Genomic DNA, 15410 nt, shown 5'->3' with positions numbered 1-15410 from the left:
TGAAAATGGCTTGAACTATTTCTCTAGTATAGAGATAGAGCACTCATAAAACCAGTTTTTAATTGAAGTATTCTAGCTTAAATCCTTGAATTCCAAAAAAGAGAGGTGCCTTATTAAATGAAAACACCATTAAAACCTGTATGGGATCTGGAGTCCATTTTTAGTGGAGGTTCTTCCTCCGAATCATTCGCTGCGTACTTGGCCCTGCTGGAACAGGATGTACGCAAACTTCAAACCCTGTTGATTGAAACTACTGCACCAAAGACCCTTGAAGAAACTCATGCATTCGACGCCATTCTGGAATTACTCCAGAGCTGTTACATTCGTATTTCGGAAGGTTCTGCATTTGTGTCGTGCCTTTCATCGCAAAATCAGCAGGATAAGAAGGCTACGCAGCTGCAAGGCTCCGTTAGTACGCTCGGGGCCATGCTGAACAGCAGCAAGTCCCGTTTTGACAACCTTCTTAGTCAGACAGCTGATGATGTATGGGAGAAGTGGATTGCTCGTGAAGATATCAAGACATTGGCTTTTGTACTGAATGAGAGCCGGACACAGGCTCGTGAGAAGCTGTCCCCTGAACTTGAAGGTCTTGCGCTGGATCTGGGCGTGGATGGCTATCATGGTTGGGGCAAGTTCTATAATACGATCGTAAGTAAAGTGAACATTCCTTTTGAACAAAACGGTGAAACGATTATGCTTTCCGCCGGACAGGCTGCCAACAAGCTGAGTGACAGTGATCGCAACGTGCGTGAAACGGTATTTGCGAGCTGGGAGAAGGCTTGGACGGATGTGGAGGACTTCTGTGCCGATACATTAAACCATCTAGCCGGATTCCGTCTCAAGTTATATGAGAACCGCGGCTGGGACGATATTCTCAAAGAACCACTAGCCATCAACCGGATGTCTCGCCAAACGCTCGATACGATGTGGGACGTTATCAACGGAGCCAAACCGGCACTCGTGAAGTATCTGGAACGCAAGGCGAAGCTGCTGGGTGTGGATAAACTCAGCTGGAGCGATATTGATGCACCTGTAGGCAAGTCGGGTGGCAAAGTGACTTATGATGAGGCGGCAATCAATATCGTTGAACAATTCGCCAAATTCAGCCCGAAGCTCTCGACATTTGCTGAGATGGCATTTGAGAAGCGCTGGATTGAAGCGGAAGATCGTCCAGGCAAACGTCCAGGCGGATTCTGTACTTCTTTGCCGCTAAGCAAAGCTACCCGCATATTCATGACGTTCTCCGGAACGCCATCCAACGTTTCTACACTTGCGCATGAACTAGGACATGGCTATCATCAGCATATTATGGAAGAACTTCCTGCACTGAATCAACGTTATGCCATGAATGTGGCAGAGACTGCATCCACTTTTGCCGAACTAATTGTGGCTGATGCACTGGTACAGTCCGCAACGGATGAACAGGAGAAGCTGGCTCTGCTGGAAGATAAGATCCAGCGCAGCGTTGCCTTCTTCATGAATATCCATGCTCGTTTTCTGTTTGAGAATCGCTTCTATGAACAGCGCAAAAAAGGTTTGGTAAATGCAGATGAGTTATCCAAATTGATGGTGGAGGCTCAGCAGGAAGCCTTCTGTGGCGTCCTTGCATCGGATCATCCTCACTTCTGGGCATCGAAGCTGCACTTCTATCTGACAGGTGTGCCATTCTACAACTTCCCTTACACCTTTGGCTACATGTTCAGTGCGGGCATCTACGCCAGAGCACAGCAGGAAGGTACAGCCTTTGCAGACAAATATGATGATTTGCTGCGGGATACCGGGCGAATGACGGTGGAAGAACTTGCACAGAAACATCTGGGTACAGATCTGACACAGCCTGACTTCTGGCAAAATGCTGCAAATCTGGTGATTGCCGATATTGAGCAATTTCTTGAAATGACGGCAACCGCGAAGTGACAAATACGGGGAGTGGTACCCAAGCATTTTGAATGAAATGCTTCATATACTCGTATGTGAAAAAGAGAGCTGCAGCACATGTTAACCAGCATGTAGTGCAGCTCTCTTTGGTTATTCTAGTCGTAGGCCTGATTCGTATAATTTGTCGGAATATCAAGAATTAACTCGTTTTAAAGCATTGGATTGGCAATTAATTGTGCAATTTATAGTAATAAATACCCAAGTTTGTTTCATTTTGTTGAATGAGTATATTTGTTGTCATATAATGAGTCGTAAGTCCTTGTTTTGAAGGATGAAGTGCATAAAGGGGGAGCGATAATGGTAAATATTGACCAGCTTTCATTAGCAAGACAGTTGGATCTGGTGTTTAAAGAACTTGATAAGGAACTGGCAGGGTTGGACTCAGGTGTAGTTTTTGTGCAAATACGCAATAATGTAATTGGAAAGTTTGGTATTCGACATAATCCGATAACCGGACGAAATGGACAAATGGAAGCAGAGGATCAGGGGTTAACTGGAAGTCAGCGCTCCTCCTTCCGCGCTATGGCACTTGAGACTTTAAAGTTTAAGCAGAACTGGACGCATGGAGAAATCTCGTATGACTTCACCGTAAGACAAGGCGTAATTTTGGTGGATGCCACGATGGAATCCAATTACAACATGGCTAACCTTATGATTCGCTATCCTAGAACAAATACATACAAGGATTCAGGAATGGAGTCGACATCTTAATGGTGTAGACATGCACAAAAGCGGCGCTTCCGGAGAAGGCCGCTTTTTGGCTTTAAATCATCCAAGCATTAGTCCGAACTTAAGAACGACCAGACAATTGTTGCTCAGCGATTTGTACCAGACGTTTAGTAATGTATCCACCCAGAGAACCTGTCTCACGGGAAGTGTAGTTACCGTAGTAACCGTCTTGTGGAATTGTTACACCCAGCTCTTGCGCAGCTTCCATTTTCAATTGTTGCAATGCTGCGTTTGCTTGAGGAACAACCAGATTGTTGGAACGGCTTCCGCTACCTCTGTTTTGACCTCCGTACATGTGTGTCACCTCCTTATGGCTTGGTGATGTTAGTATGGTTAGAGAATGAGGAAATATACGTGATATGGCGTAAGGGAATAATTGGGATTTAATTGTGAAGAAAGACATGAAAAAAGCCGATCCAGACAGGATCGGCCTCTTTGTTAATAAGGTAAATATTATAGGTGTGTTGTACTACCCGTACAAGATTGAAAGGCACTACTCCTTGGTAGGAGCAATAACCTCAATCCGGGTGAGAAGTTCAACGGGGTGTTCAGGTTCCAAACGAATTAACCCGGTTTGTTCATCCGTCAGAGGGAGGTTCGGGGCATCGGAGAGCCAGGTGTAGGGCTCAATGCACAGAAACTGATCGGATTCACCCTTGGTAAAGAGCACCCAGTGTTTAAAATACTGTTCATCTGCTGAGTAGTTCAGCATATATCCATCCTGACGACGGAGCTGGGCAGTCGCTGCCTGACCTTCCGTAGCTTTGAGAATCGTATCCCAGTTGCGTCCATGCATATTTACACCTTGATTCAAGGCGTCCCAATCTCCAAGTGGCTCAAGCTCACCCGTAGGCAGCTGTTCCTCGTTCTGAGCGTATACGCCAGAGACGGGTAGTTGAAGTGTCCAATCGGCAGGCTTGCCGTCTAGCAGGAACCATGTATGATATCCCATTCCAAACGGAGCGGGAGTCGAACCCAGGTTGGTAACGCGAAGACGCTGGCTCAGTACGGAGTTTTGCAGCCTGAACGTCATTTCGAGCTTCAGGGGCACCGGAAATTGTTCCATCCAATGCTCTTCATTTGCAGTCAGCAATTCGGTTGTAATGGCACAGCCTTCTTCATCTTCTTCAATGTCGCTGACACACCAGGATTGGGTGCGATGGAGACCGTGAATATGGTTGTCATTTGCCGTATTCTGATCGAACTGGTATTGAACCCCTTCGTATTCGAAGCGCCCACGATGTATGCGTCCTGGCGGAACCAGAAGCGGAACACCGAAGTGATAAGGTTTCTGCAAATAAAATGCTAAATCATCTTCTTCTGGACTGCGGACGACATCACGATCCTGCACCAGATCACGAATCGAGATGATATTGTTTCCTAAACGCGGCAGCAGGGTGATCTCCAATTCACGGCTATGTAGGATATACGTGTCGTAACCATTCCATTGGCCTTTGGTCACTTGTTTCATATCGATGCTCCTTTTCCCACTTGAAATCTGTCTGCAAGCGGCTTATCATGCTCCGCTGCAGGCGTGTCATTGAGTACATGCCAGCAATCCCATACAGCCTTCCGAGGAAGGGCTGAAACAGGATAAGCAATTCCATCATAACAGATTTCGGCTTGGCGGGTAAAAAAAGCTGATTCCATTTTTGACAATCTGCGTGAAGCGGATTAAGATGGAATGCAGAAGGAAATAACATATGAATTGAATCAAAGCGATGACAGGGACAAGTAAGTCAGGAGAAAACTCTTCAGAAAGCCGGTGGGTGATGCGAACCGGTGTGAACTCTTTACCGAATGGACCCTTGAGTGCCGATTGGAACAGGTGCCTTGCAGAAATGCAAACCGTACCTCAGTAGAATTGGACGTCTATTCCACGTTACGGGAAAATGAAGGTGTTTTTCGCATGATTGAAAAACACGAATAAGGGTGGCACCACGGTCTCACGTCCCTTGCGGATGTGAGGCTTTTTTGCGTCCGCGGAGAAGAAACAGGCGAACAAAACATGAGGAGGCGCAAGTGACTTATGAAAACTGTATTATCTGGAATCCAGCCGAGCGGTAAACTTACGCTGGGCAACTATATTGGTGCAATCAAGAACTTTGTGAAGCTGCAGCATGATTACCAATGCCATTTTATGGTGGTGGACCTACACGCAGTAACCGTGGCTCAGGAGCCGGCTGCACTGCGTGAACAATCTGAAGCTGTCGCTGCACTGTTTCTAGCAGCGGGGATCGATCCAACAAAATCAAATGTGTTCCTGCAATCCCATGTTCCTCAGCATGCTGAGCTTGGATGGTTGATGACGACACTGACATCGATGGGTGAACTGGAGCGGATGACCCAGTTCAAGGATAAATCTTCAGGCAAGGACTCGGTTGGGGCAGGCTTGTTCGTATATCCTTCATTGATGGCAGCCGACATTTTGCTTTACAATGCAGACCTCGTTCCTGTAGGAGAGGATCAAAAACAGCATTTGGAACTCACCCGCGATCTGGCAGGCCGTTTCAATCATCGTTATGGTGAATACTTTACCATTCCGGATCCATATATTCCGCAGGTGGGCGCACGCGTGATGTCTCTGGACGATGCTTCCTCAAAAATGAGTAAAAGTAATCCAAATGCAGGCAGCTACATTGCCCTCTTGGACCCGCCGGATGTAATACGCAAAAAAATTAGCCGTGCCACGACGGACTCCGGACGTGAAGTGCTTTACGACCCGGCCAACAAGCCAGAGGTCAGCAATCTGATGAGCATCTATGCAGAGTGTGCAGGCATTACGCTGAATGAAGTAGCAGAGCGTTACGAGGGTAAAATGTATGGTCCGTTCAAAAAAGAGTTGGCCGAAGTGGTTGTCTCTGTTATTGAACCGTTACAGGAACGATATCGCGAAATTCGTGAATCTGGCGAATTGGCCGAAATTTTGGAGACTTCAGCACGTCGTGCTGAAACAGTCGCTGCCAAAACGCTTCATGATGTGAAAGAACGCATGGGTTTTGTTCCTAGACGTACCGTATAGGCCATCACAGACATCTTCAACAATGTTAAAATTTCACGATATAAAGTGAACAAAAAGAGAGAGGAGCCAACAGCTCCTCTCTCTTTTTGTTCAAATAGGAACCATCACCGCCTGATTCAGCCATCATTTTGCCCAGCATCATGCCAAGCCCGATGACAATGGCTATGGTTCCAAGCGTACCGCCGAGTCACCTTCCAGGTTAGGATGTCGATTCGGATGTAGAACGCAATTCCTGGCGCTCCTTCTTGGCACGAATGACGAAACCCCAGCCGATATTGGCAATGGATAGGATGAACAGCAGCGAGGCTAACCAGCCGTTATAAGAAATCGATATGGCTGAAACCGTTAACAAAACAATCGAGGAGAATGCGAACCATAAGGACAAACCTTTACTCATTGGGAAAAACCTCCATCACAAATTTAATGAATCTCCGTATAACTTGAAGCGTGCGAGCCATAATAATCTTGCAAGCTTGCAATACATTACAGACACAGATTGAAAGGAGATTTTAAATATGGCTCAAGGATCTCGTTCTAACAACTTGGTGGTACCTCAAGCAACTGCAGCACTACAACAATTGAAAATGGAAGCTGCACAGGAACTGGGTGTAACAATCCCGCAAGACGGTTACTACGGTAACTACACTTCCCGTGAGACAGGATCTCTTGGTGGTTACATCACCAAACGTCTGGTACAAATCGCTGAGCAACAATTGTCTGGGTCTGGCAAATAATTTATCATAAAAGCAAGCAACAAAACAAAGGCCCGGAGCGGAAACGCTCCGGGCTTTTCATCGCGCAACAGTTCCTTACTTGATTGTGCCTTTCCCGGTCCTTCTCGTCAAGACCGGGCGGATAAAAGTTTTTTATCCATTTTCTCATCGCTTAACCAGCCGACATACGTATCAATCGTTTCAAAATTGCGGTCCATCACGACCACGGCGACAAAAGGATACTGCTTGCGGTGTCGATACCGCACATCCGCCCAGCGGACCTTGTATCCTGCAGGCAGCTCCTCTACATCTGCAACCGCATAAGAGGTGAAGTAGAGAAAGGCATTTACCTCTGGTGATTTCCGTGAGGCGGCAACAGCCGCATGAGTGGAAGACGAGGCATGCAGATGCCAGGTCAGCTCTGCTCCATCCATTTTTCCGATTTCGTAACTGTTATCCGCAAAATGCTTCACCACATGCCAGCGGTTCCAGGATATCGTTGGAATGACGATATAGCGAAGCGCCGGTTTGTTGTTGTCCAGTCTTTTTACTTTGGCTACAGCTTGGGCATGGGCAATGATTCGCCATACATAATAGAGGGCTATAACGATATACAGTGTGGCAAACAACGGAGCAGGGGCGATCAGATCAAAGGCCCACAGCAGGATGGCAACCACGTGCGAAGCGAACAGAAACGGATCGAAAATATGAATGATATTCCAGGCAATCCAGCGTTCTGAGAATGGCCTTGCTGCCTGAGTTCCGTAGGTGTTGAACAGATCGGTAAAAACGTGAACGCCTACGGCGACAGCTGTCCAGGCAGCGACGTGCCCAATGGGAACATCCGGGAAAATCAGTGCAATGACGCCAGTGATGAGCAGAACCCATAATAGAAGAAATGGCGGCGAGTGGGACATACCCCGATGATTTCGAATGTACAATGAGTTGCTTTTGAGACGCAGCGCCGTATCAATGTCAGGGGCCTGGGAGCCGGCAATGGTACCCACCATCACCGCAGCCGCGAGCATGGGACTGGAAGCCACGACAGGATCGACATAAGCCAGACCTGCCAAACCAATACCCATGACAAAATGTGTAGAAGTATCCATAAACGTCTCCTTTGTGGTGTAGCTCGATTTCATCATATTAATGATTCTCTATCTAGGTGATACCCATATATAGTGTATATTATCCGCCTGTCTTGAAGCAAAACAGCCAAAACCCGAAAAAGATGTCATAAGAAGTTCATTTCACCCAACATTTGTACGAGCATTGTCATACTCTTGGCGATTTACCTATGATAAACTTTATATCGGAGACAAAGAGAGAAACCTCCAAACCGAGAATTAAGGGGGGATTAACCAAGCGTGGACAATCAGTTGGGATACCAGGCTTCTTCCGATTCTGCAACATTGACCTCGCCTCCGACCAAGTCGGGATCGTGGAAAGACTTTATTCATATCACCAAACCGGGAATACTTCGGACCAATCTTATCGCCGTTTTTGGAGGGTTTTGGCTGGCATCCCAGTGGGATATCAATTGGGTAAAGATGCTGCTGACCCTACTTGGGACTGCGCTTGTTATGGCTTCTTCCTGCGTATTTAACAATTATTTTGATCGTGAACTTGATTTGAAAATGGAACGTACCCGCAACCGCTCCTTACCGACAGGAAGGCTAACACCGAAGGTGGTTTTGTCGTATGCCATTATTTTAGGCGTGCTAGGCTTAACTGTTCTTTTTGCTTTTTCGGGTATACTTGCCGGATTGTGCGGCATTTTTGGCATGTTCGTCTATGTTCTTATTTATACGCTTTGGTTAAAACGTTCTTCAACATGGAGCACATCCATCGGCGGTTTGTCAGGTGCCATGCCGCCAGTTATCGGTTATGTCGCTGTAACGGGGCGTTTGGACCTGGGTGCATGGCTGCTTCTTGCCATGTTGTTCCTGTGGCAGCCTCCGCATTTTTGGGCGCTCGCCATCCGCCGGGTAGAGGATTATCGGGCTGGTGGATTTCCGCTCCTGCCCGTAGTGAAGGGCATTGAACGGACCAAGATTCAAATGATTCCTTATCTGGTACTGCAGATTTTTGTTCCCATTTTAATGTATGCGTACGGGTATGCCGGTATTTTTTATCTGACGGTGTCACTGGTGCTGTCTGTACTGTGGCTGTATTATGCACTCAAAGGATTTCGTGCACAGGATACGGACGCCTGGGCCAAAAAGGTATTTCTTTATTCCATTAATTATCTGTCTCTGAGCTTCATACTGATGATTCTGGATACGGTTCATAAATAATGGGATGCAGTACGGTGAAGGTGCAAAATAAATGCTTGGGCATCTGCATCAAGAACAGTTACAATAAGGAAGGGTCCCATCCAGAGCGGGGTTCTTCGTATACATATGCACTTTTAAGCAAAAGAAGTTACTTATTACTTCATAACGTGACATTCCGGACAAGAAACGATAGCCATGTAATTCAAAGTTAAATATGTATGCGCATTCATATCGAAAGTACAGAGAAAGGACGAGGATGATGCTGAAAAAGTACAAATGGACCTGGATGCTGCTAGGTCTCGCACTGATTATGGCTGTATACCTTATGTGGGGCACCGTCTTTGCCAGCAAGGAGAAATTACCCGAGATTCGGGAGATCCAATCCTTCTCCATGGAAAATGTGGATGGGACAACCGTTTCACTCGATGATACCAAAGGCAAGGTGCGGCTGTTCTATTTTTATTTCACCAGTTGTCCTGATGTATGCCCAATTACGACGTTTACGTTGTCGCAGGTGCAGGATTTGTTGAAGGAAGATGGCACATTCGGCAAGGATGCTTCCTTTGTTTCGATTTCATTTGATCCGGAAGTCGATACCAAGGAGAAAATTAAGGAATTCGCGGACCGTTTCCACGCGGATTATGACGGGTGGTATTTCCTGCGAGGGGATATGGACAAAACAAAGCAGCTCGCCAGGGATTCATTTCAGATTCTGATTGAAGGCGAGAGCAAGGATGATTTTGCACATATGAACATGATTGGTCTCGTCGATCAGAACAATCAGCTGCGCAAGGTGTATAACGCATTTAATACAGAAGATGTTGAGCCTGCAGTAATCGCAGAGGATATCCGCAATCTTATCAATGAATAATCTGTTCTAATTATATTAGAAATCATATTAGTATTCATAAAAAAAGGCTGCTTACCGGTTGGTAAATAACCGGTAAACAGCCTTTTGCAATTGTTTTACGTTTAGAAAGACGGGTACTCGGGGTATTGAATATACTCTTCCAATCCGGCCTTCTCCAACTGGGCAATGATGTACTCGTCAGGGGTTCCTTCTACACCCGCATAACCACGTCTGGTATACATCTGCACTGCATCGGGGAAGGCGTCCCGCAGCACACCTCTGATTTTTTTACCCGAACTGTCATTATCCATAAACAGATATACTTCATCATAACCAACCTGTTTGCGCAGGGACTCCAGCTTGAGCGAATTCAGAGTGCCGAATGTACATAAAATGTTGATTTCCGGCCCAACGAGACGTTTCAGCTTGCTGCGATCATTCTTACCTTCCACAATGACATGAATAGGCATGATATTCACCTCTTGTTCGAGAGCTAGTGTCGACATTCCCCGGGAAATGTTGCAGCGAAAATCGACTGGATTATATATAGTTTAGCTGTAAATGGGGGAATGATGCAAAGCAAAGGTGAATACAAGCCATTTTAATAAAAAAAGGACTTACATCATGGATTAAGTTTATCCCAGTACGCTATTCGGATCGGTTGAAGACAGGGATGCCTCACGTCTGCTGGTGAAGTACGGAAGGAGTAGAATACCGACCATTAATAGAATAAACGCGATAAAATACGGCGAGACACCTACACGCAGCTGACCTGCGGCGATGGGACCAATGAAGGACCCGATGGAGGTAGCAATGGATTGCAGTGAAAAAATACGTCCCAGCTTGCTTCCGCCGCTTAAACGGATGAACAGGGTCGCCATGGCTGGAAAAGTAATCCCTTTGGACATGCCCAGTACAAAGAGCACAGCAGCGAGAGGGATGTCCGGGAAGGCTGCCAGCGTGAAGAAGCAGAGAGACATTAGCAGGACCCCTGCAGTTAAACGCAGCTTGGGCGAATAGCGATTAAGAAAAAGCATGCTGAGCGTAAGCAGTGCCCCGATACTAATGACCGAAAACAATAACCCCGTAGACATCATGGACGAATGCCCTCCGCCCCGAAGAGGCAATTCAAAAAACAGAATCCCTTGTGCACAAGCAATAACCAGCGGCAATGCAAAATACCGCCAGGAGACTGGAATAAAAGTACTGGTACTGCCTCCGAGGTTAGCAGGCTTGGGAGGCACGGTTTCTTTCTCGCGCTGAACATCGACAAGCCCCTTCGGCATGGACAACCAGGCAATCATGCCTGACAGGATGAGCAGGTATCCAAGACTCGCAAAGGTAGCAGAGAATCCCAAAGCGCCAACAATCAGTGCTCCGGCAGCCGGGGATACAACTGACGCCAGCGTATGCACGACACCATGTCCGGACATATACTTGCCCTGAGTGACCGGGTTGGTCGACAGCTGTGCAAGCAGGGCCAGACAGGCCGGAGACAGAAAAGCGAGCACAAAGCCGCTGATGGAACGAAGCGCAAGCAGCTGCCATGGCGTGTGAATATGGGCTTGCAGCAGCAAAATAATGCCTGCTCCAAGCAGACTAAACACGATATAACGCCGACTGCCATGTTTATCGATTTGTGTGCCAGCAATTAAATTGCCGGGAAGATGAGTCAAGGAGTAGATACCCATCATCCACCCGATGAAGGTGGGTGCAGCCCCAAGCGAGATGGCAAAGGGGGTCAGGATGGGATATTGGGCGTGCAGGTCAAAAACAGCAAGAAACAAAAATAGATAGAGCCAGATGGCCGTTTTCACAAAAGCCCCTCCTTGTTAAACGATGCATGTTCATGCCAGGTCGTCAAAATGCGTTCCCGATTCTTCATGCAAAACCTCATGGTACTACTTGTACGTTCAACTGGACGAACTTAGACCTTTATTTTTACGAGAGAGTGCTTAGCTGACAGCGGGTTCGGAAATCATGTATAATATTCGGGAAGTGTGATTTCTTAACTCTAATACGGAAGGTGTAATCATGAACATAGAAGTGATCAAAGAGTTTGTGATGCAGAACTGGCTGGTGATCGTCGTTGCACTGATCATTTTGTTCTTTGTTCTGAATGTGGTCAAAACCGTATTAAAATGGGCGATTGCCATCATCATTATTGCGGCTCTGTTGATATACAGCGGCATCTCCATCGATCAGATTAAACAGACGGTTTCGGATGTGCAGTCCAGTACGATGGACACATTGAAAAAGGAAGCGACCAATATGATGGTGAAGGAAGCCTCCAAGGCCACCTACGCCAAAGGACAGGATGGACAATTTACCATTACGAGTCCCAATGTGGAAATTAAGGGGACAGCCGGGTCGAACAAGGTCAATGTGACCTTGCGCGGAATTTCACTTGGCGAATGGAATCTCGACAATGAAACGATACGTACGTTTGTCGAACAGGCCAGAGGAAATGGAACTGTACCAGCTTCTTAGCAAAGGGGGAATAAATACGTGTTGCAGAATTGGCTGGACAGCCTGAAGGAATTCAATGGCATCACGATTATGCTGTTATTGATTGTGGCAGCTTCATTGCTTCAGGGATGGTCCAGAGGCGCTTCGCGTTCAGCAGGAAGACTATTTGGATTCCTGATGGATGGCATTATGGCGGTCATTGGCATTCTGCTGTCCATTGGTTTGACTCTTTGGCTGGCTCCGTATGTGCAGCAGTGGTTGTCTGCGCATGCTTCAGCCATGCCGAATCGGGATCTGAACCGATGGGAGCAGATGTATTATACGTTGGTTACGGCGATTGCTGATTTTCCATTGATGCGTTTTGCCGTGTTGTTTGTGCTTAGCTATGGAATTATTCGTATGGTTCTTGGCTTGTTCTCTTTCCTTTTCTTCAGAAGGAGATATCATTCGGCAGAACAAGAGAGTACTCCCAAGGGGATTATTAGCCGCTTCATGGGTGCAATCATAGGAGCGGTCATTGGATCTGCTCGCGGGATGATTGTCATTGCCGTTCTTTTCATGATCGTCAGCCTGTATCCTGGAAGCATGTTTAGCCGATATGTAGAGGCTTCGCCGATCTACATGCAGGGAGCAAAGTCCGTTATTGAACCGTTATCGGGTAACCTGATCAAGGACAAGCTGCCGGTATTTACCCAAGCGGTTCAGAAGGAACTGGGCGGAATTTTGCAGCGGAAGTATGAAGTCATTGACCACAATATTCCCGCAGATATTGAATCTGCAGCCAGTGAAATTGTGAAAGGTTACACGACGGAAGAAGCGAAAGCACGGGCCTTGTATGATTGGGTTGGTTCCCGCATTCAATATGATTACGGGAAAGTGGATGATTATGAGCAAAAAGGCATATGGCATGAACAGACACCGCAGAACACGTTTGATACGCGTAAAGGGGTATGCATTGATTACGCTCGTCTGTATGCGGTCATGGCCCGTTCACAAGGACTGGATGTTAAGGTCGTTACAGGACTTGGGTACAACGGCCAGGGCGGATATGGCCCACATGCATGGAATGAAATTTATTTGAGTGATTCCCAGAGCTGGATTCCGCTTGATCCGACATGGGCGGTGAGCGGTGACTGGTTCAATCCTCCGAATTTTGCCGATACCCATCTGAAAGATCAGACAGCATAACATTACACCGGACAGGGTTCCGGATTATGACGACGTTGCCAGGTTATCATGCCGCGGCTGGACTTCTAAGAGCGGTATGCATCAAGTCATGAAAGAGGTAGGATGAATGAACAATCATTCAAAAGAGAAGGATGAACTTACCGACAAACGGCGCTTCAGTTACCGGATGAACGTATTTTTCTTCGCTTCCTTTGTTATTTTTAGCGTAATTATCGTACGACTGGCGTTTCTGCAATTCGTGGAAGGACCTGAGCTCAGTCAGGAAGAGGCCAGCAACATTACCAAAGATGTGCCGCTCGCACCGGTGAGGGGAACCATCTATGATTCAACCGGTGAGGTGAAGCTGGCGTATTCCAAGCCGATTCAGTCTCTATACCTGACGCTCTATAAAAACTATGGTGATGTGAACGGACAACCAAGTCCAAACTTCCCGGAAGCTCAGGATATTGCGACAAGGCTGCATGATGTGTTCGAACAGTACAAAACCAAGGAGTCGGAGTCCCTTACCGTAGATCAGATCATTGAAGCGATGGACCTGAACTCCCGCAAGGCGAATGGCTTCATGCCACGTCTCATCAAGAGTGATCTGTCGGAGGAAGAAGTCGCTTATTTCCTCCAGCATAAGGATGAATTCACGGGAATTCAGATTGTTGAAGAAAGTGTGCGTTACTATGATCCGGATACGGTTGCTGTTCAGACTATCGGATATTTGAAAAAGTTTAAAAGTTCCAAAACACTGGACAAATACCAAGAGATTGATGAGGCAAACAAAACGCAAACGGACCCAGGACTGGTATACACGGAAAACGAGTTTGTCGGGTTCGACGGTCTTGAGCTGCAGTATCAAGATATACTGCGCGGCAAAAGCGGTTATAACTCCGTGGATGTGGATTTGCGGAATTTGCCTGAGGGCGTTGCAGGATCTACTCCACCTGAGAAGGGCTATGACCTGATTACGAGCATCAACAAAAACGTGCAGGTGAAGACAGAGCAGGCGATCCTGGATCAACTGAGCTGGCTGCATACGCACCCGGTTTCCGGTAGACTGCACCCGAATGCCAAGACAGGTTTTGCGGTAGCGATGGAAGTGGACACTGGGAAAATTGTGTCGATCGCCAGTATGCCGGACTATGATACGAACATCTGGAGAACAGGAAGCATCACGAACGAACAATATGATGACATCAAATATGTTTATCAAAATGGTACCATTCGTTCTTTCCCTCCGGATGATTCCAAAAAGCGGGCTGAATCGGTTGTATTGCTTGGTTCCACGATCAAACCTCTGAGTGTATTGATCGGTCTAAAGGAAGGTTTCTTCACTACGAATACCGTATATCCAGATAGGGGTTCTACAACTTTTGGTGGGGATAACCGCAGAGTACAGAACTCTTCCGGTCACGTATACGGTCCGTTGACTCCACATGATGCGATTCGTCACTCTTCCAACGTTTTTATGATCGATGAAATCGGTAAGAAGTTGTACACCCAATATGGTGCCGGAGGGATCGATATATGGGACAAGTACATGAAGCAATTCGGTCTCGGTGTTTCGACTGGAATCGATCTGCCAAACGAATGGCTGGGATACAGAGAATACACGAATGAACAGGAAAGTTCTCTGACTCGCCTTGTGTATGCTTCTTTTGGTCAACAGGGGAAATACACGGCTATGCAGCTTGCCCAATATACAACGATGCTGGCCAACAAGGGTAAACGAATGGAGCCTCAATTGGTGAGTGAGATCCGGGATTCAGAAGGGAATGTCGTTGAGAAAATGAAACCCAAAGTGCTAAGCACAGTCGATTTCAATGACGCTTATTGGAATGAGGTACAACGAGGCATGGCGACCGAGGTTACTGCATTCAACGGATTCCCTTACGACTTTGCCAGAAAAACAGGTACTTCTACACAGGTGGTCGGCGGAAAATTGGTCGACAACGGGGTATTTATCGCTTATGCGCCGCGAGAAAATCCAAAACTGGCTGTAGCCGTGGTTATCCCGGAAGGGGGCTTCGGTTCCAACAGTGCGGCTCCAGTTGCACGTGCGATCTTCGATGCGTATGACGAGGAGTTCGGCTTGGACGGTGTTCCGAAGAAAGATAAAACGGAAGAAACAGATACACAATAATATCAGTCAATTCAAACATAAGATAGGCAATAGGTTTGTCATGATTTTATAAAATTGCATTGAAAGTAGATATAATCGGCGTCCATCCAGGAGA

The 15410-nt window shown here is 46.9% G+C and carries 15 protein-coding genes, 1 pseudogene and 1 other annotated feature; of the genes and pseudogenes, 9 read left to right on the top strand and 7 right to left on the bottom strand.

Going from position 1 to position 15410, the window contains the following annotated elements; all coding sequences use genetic code 11:
* Positions 1–117 precede the first annotated feature (117 nt).
* Both CHI14_RS24690 and CHI14_RS24685 read left to right on the top strand, forming a co-directional pair.
* Positions 118–1917, top strand: coding sequence for a M3 family oligoendopeptidase (locus CHI14_RS24690; protein ID WP_095292180.1), 1800 nt, complete (start codon positions 118–120; stop codon positions 1915–1917).
* Positions 1918–2235: 318 nt separating this feature from the next.
* Entirely contained in the window at positions 2236–2649 is a 414-nt protein-coding gene (locus tag CHI14_RS24685) for an O-methyltransferase (RefSeq protein ID WP_095292178.1), read from the top strand.
* Positions 2650–2728: 79 nt separating this feature from the next.
* Here CHI14_RS24685 and CHI14_RS24680 read toward each other — a convergent pair whose 3' ends face one another.
* Complete coding sequence (locus tag CHI14_RS24680) at positions 2729–2962, bottom strand: alpha/beta-type small acid-soluble spore protein (RefSeq protein ID WP_095292177.1); 234 nt, start codon at positions 2960–2962, stop codon at positions 2729–2731.
* Positions 2963–3160: 198 nt separating this feature from the next.
* Positions 3161–4138, bottom strand: coding sequence for an aldose 1-epimerase (locus CHI14_RS24675; RefSeq protein ID WP_095292175.1), 978 nt, complete (start codon positions 4136–4138; stop codon positions 3161–3163).
* Between the two features lie 241 nt (positions 4139–4379).
* Positions 4380–4626 (top strand) — a binding site (T-box leader).
* A gap of 70 nt (positions 4627–4696) precedes the next feature.
* Between CHI14_RS24675 and trpS the strand changes: the two genes are divergently transcribed.
* Positions 4697–5689, top strand: a complete 993-nt coding sequence (gene trpS / locus CHI14_RS24665) for a tryptophan--tRNA ligase (protein ID WP_095292173.1) — start codon at positions 4697–4699, stop codon at positions 5687–5689.
* 106 nt (positions 5690–5795) lie between these two features.
* Here trpS and CHI14_RS29800 read toward each other — a convergent pair.
* Both CHI14_RS29800 and CHI14_RS24660 read right to left on the bottom strand, forming a co-directional pair.
* Positions 5796–5876 (bottom strand): annotated as a pseudogene (locus tag CHI14_RS29800) (GntT/GntP/DsdX family permease); the annotation flags it as partial.
* Positions 5877–5888: 12 nt separating this feature from the next.
* Positions 5889–6086 carry a hypothetical protein gene (locus CHI14_RS24660; protein WP_095292171.1) on the bottom strand — a complete coding sequence of 66 codons (198 nt, stop codon included), beginning with the start codon at positions 6084–6086 and terminating at the stop codon, positions 5889–5891.
* 118 nt (positions 6087–6204) lie between these two features.
* Between CHI14_RS24660 and CHI14_RS24655 the strand changes: the two genes are divergently transcribed.
* Positions 6205–6423 carry an alpha/beta-type small acid-soluble spore protein gene (locus tag CHI14_RS24655; RefSeq protein WP_095292170.1) on the top strand — a complete coding sequence of 73 codons (219 nt, stop codon included), beginning with the start codon at positions 6205–6207 and terminating at the stop codon, positions 6421–6423.
* A 107-nt stretch (positions 6424–6530) separates the two neighbouring features.
* Here the strand turns inward: CHI14_RS24655 and CHI14_RS24650 are convergent, their stop codons facing one another.
* Entirely contained in the window at positions 6531–7511 is a 981-nt protein-coding gene (locus CHI14_RS24650) for a metal-dependent hydrolase (protein WP_095292168.1), read from the bottom strand.
* Positions 7512–7769: 258 nt separating this feature from the next.
* On the opposite strand from CHI14_RS24650, the gene cyoE reads away from it, so the two are divergent.
* A complete protein-coding gene (gene cyoE / locus CHI14_RS24645; protein ID WP_095292167.1) occupies positions 7770–8699 on the top strand; it encodes a heme o synthase in 930 nt (309 codons plus the stop codon).
* A 238-nt stretch (positions 8700–8937) separates the two neighbouring features.
* Positions 8938–9549, top strand: a complete 612-nt coding sequence (locus CHI14_RS24640; protein WP_095292226.1) for an SCO family protein — start codon at positions 8938–8940, stop codon at positions 9547–9549.
* 101 nt (positions 9550–9650) lie between these two features.
* Here the strand turns inward: CHI14_RS24640 and CHI14_RS24635 are convergent, their stop codons facing one another.
* Positions 9651–9998 (bottom strand): toprim domain-containing protein, encoded by a 348-nt coding sequence (locus CHI14_RS24635; protein ID WP_095292165.1) that lies wholly within the window; start codon positions 9996–9998, stop codon positions 9651–9653.
* A 165-nt stretch (positions 9999–10163) separates the two neighbouring features.
* The gene (locus tag CHI14_RS24630) at positions 10164–11345 is read right to left on the bottom strand and encodes an MFS transporter (protein WP_095292164.1); all 1182 of its coding nucleotides are present in this window, start codon (positions 11343–11345) and stop codon (positions 10164–10166) included.
* Between the two features lie 217 nt (positions 11346–11562).
* Here CHI14_RS24630 and CHI14_RS24625 point away from each other — a divergent pair, with 217 nt between their 5' ends.
* The 3 genes from CHI14_RS24625 (at position 11563) to CHI14_RS24615 (ending at position 15316) form a co-directional block, all read left to right on the top strand.
* On the top strand, positions 11563–12018 hold the full coding sequence (locus CHI14_RS24625; protein WP_095292162.1) for an ATPase: 456 nt from the start codon (positions 11563–11565) through the stop codon (positions 12016–12018).
* An 18-nt stretch (positions 12019–12036) separates the two neighbouring features.
* The gene (locus CHI14_RS24620) at positions 12037–13185 is read left to right on the top strand and encodes a transglutaminase domain-containing protein (RefSeq protein ID WP_095292161.1); all 1149 of its coding nucleotides are present in this window, start codon (positions 12037–12039) and stop codon (positions 13183–13185) included.
* A 106-nt stretch (positions 13186–13291) separates the two neighbouring features.
* A complete protein-coding gene (locus CHI14_RS24615) occupies positions 13292–15316 on the top strand; it encodes a peptidoglycan D,D-transpeptidase FtsI family protein (protein WP_095292160.1) in 2025 nt (674 codons plus the stop codon).
* Positions 15317–15410 lie beyond the last annotated feature (94 nt).

It is taken from the genome of Paenibacillus sp. 7516, assembly GCF_002272715.1.
GTDB lineage: Bacteria > Bacillota > Bacilli > Paenibacillales > Paenibacillaceae > Paenibacillus > Paenibacillus illinoisensis_A.
This window is presented reverse-complemented; position numbering and strand designations above follow the sequence as displayed.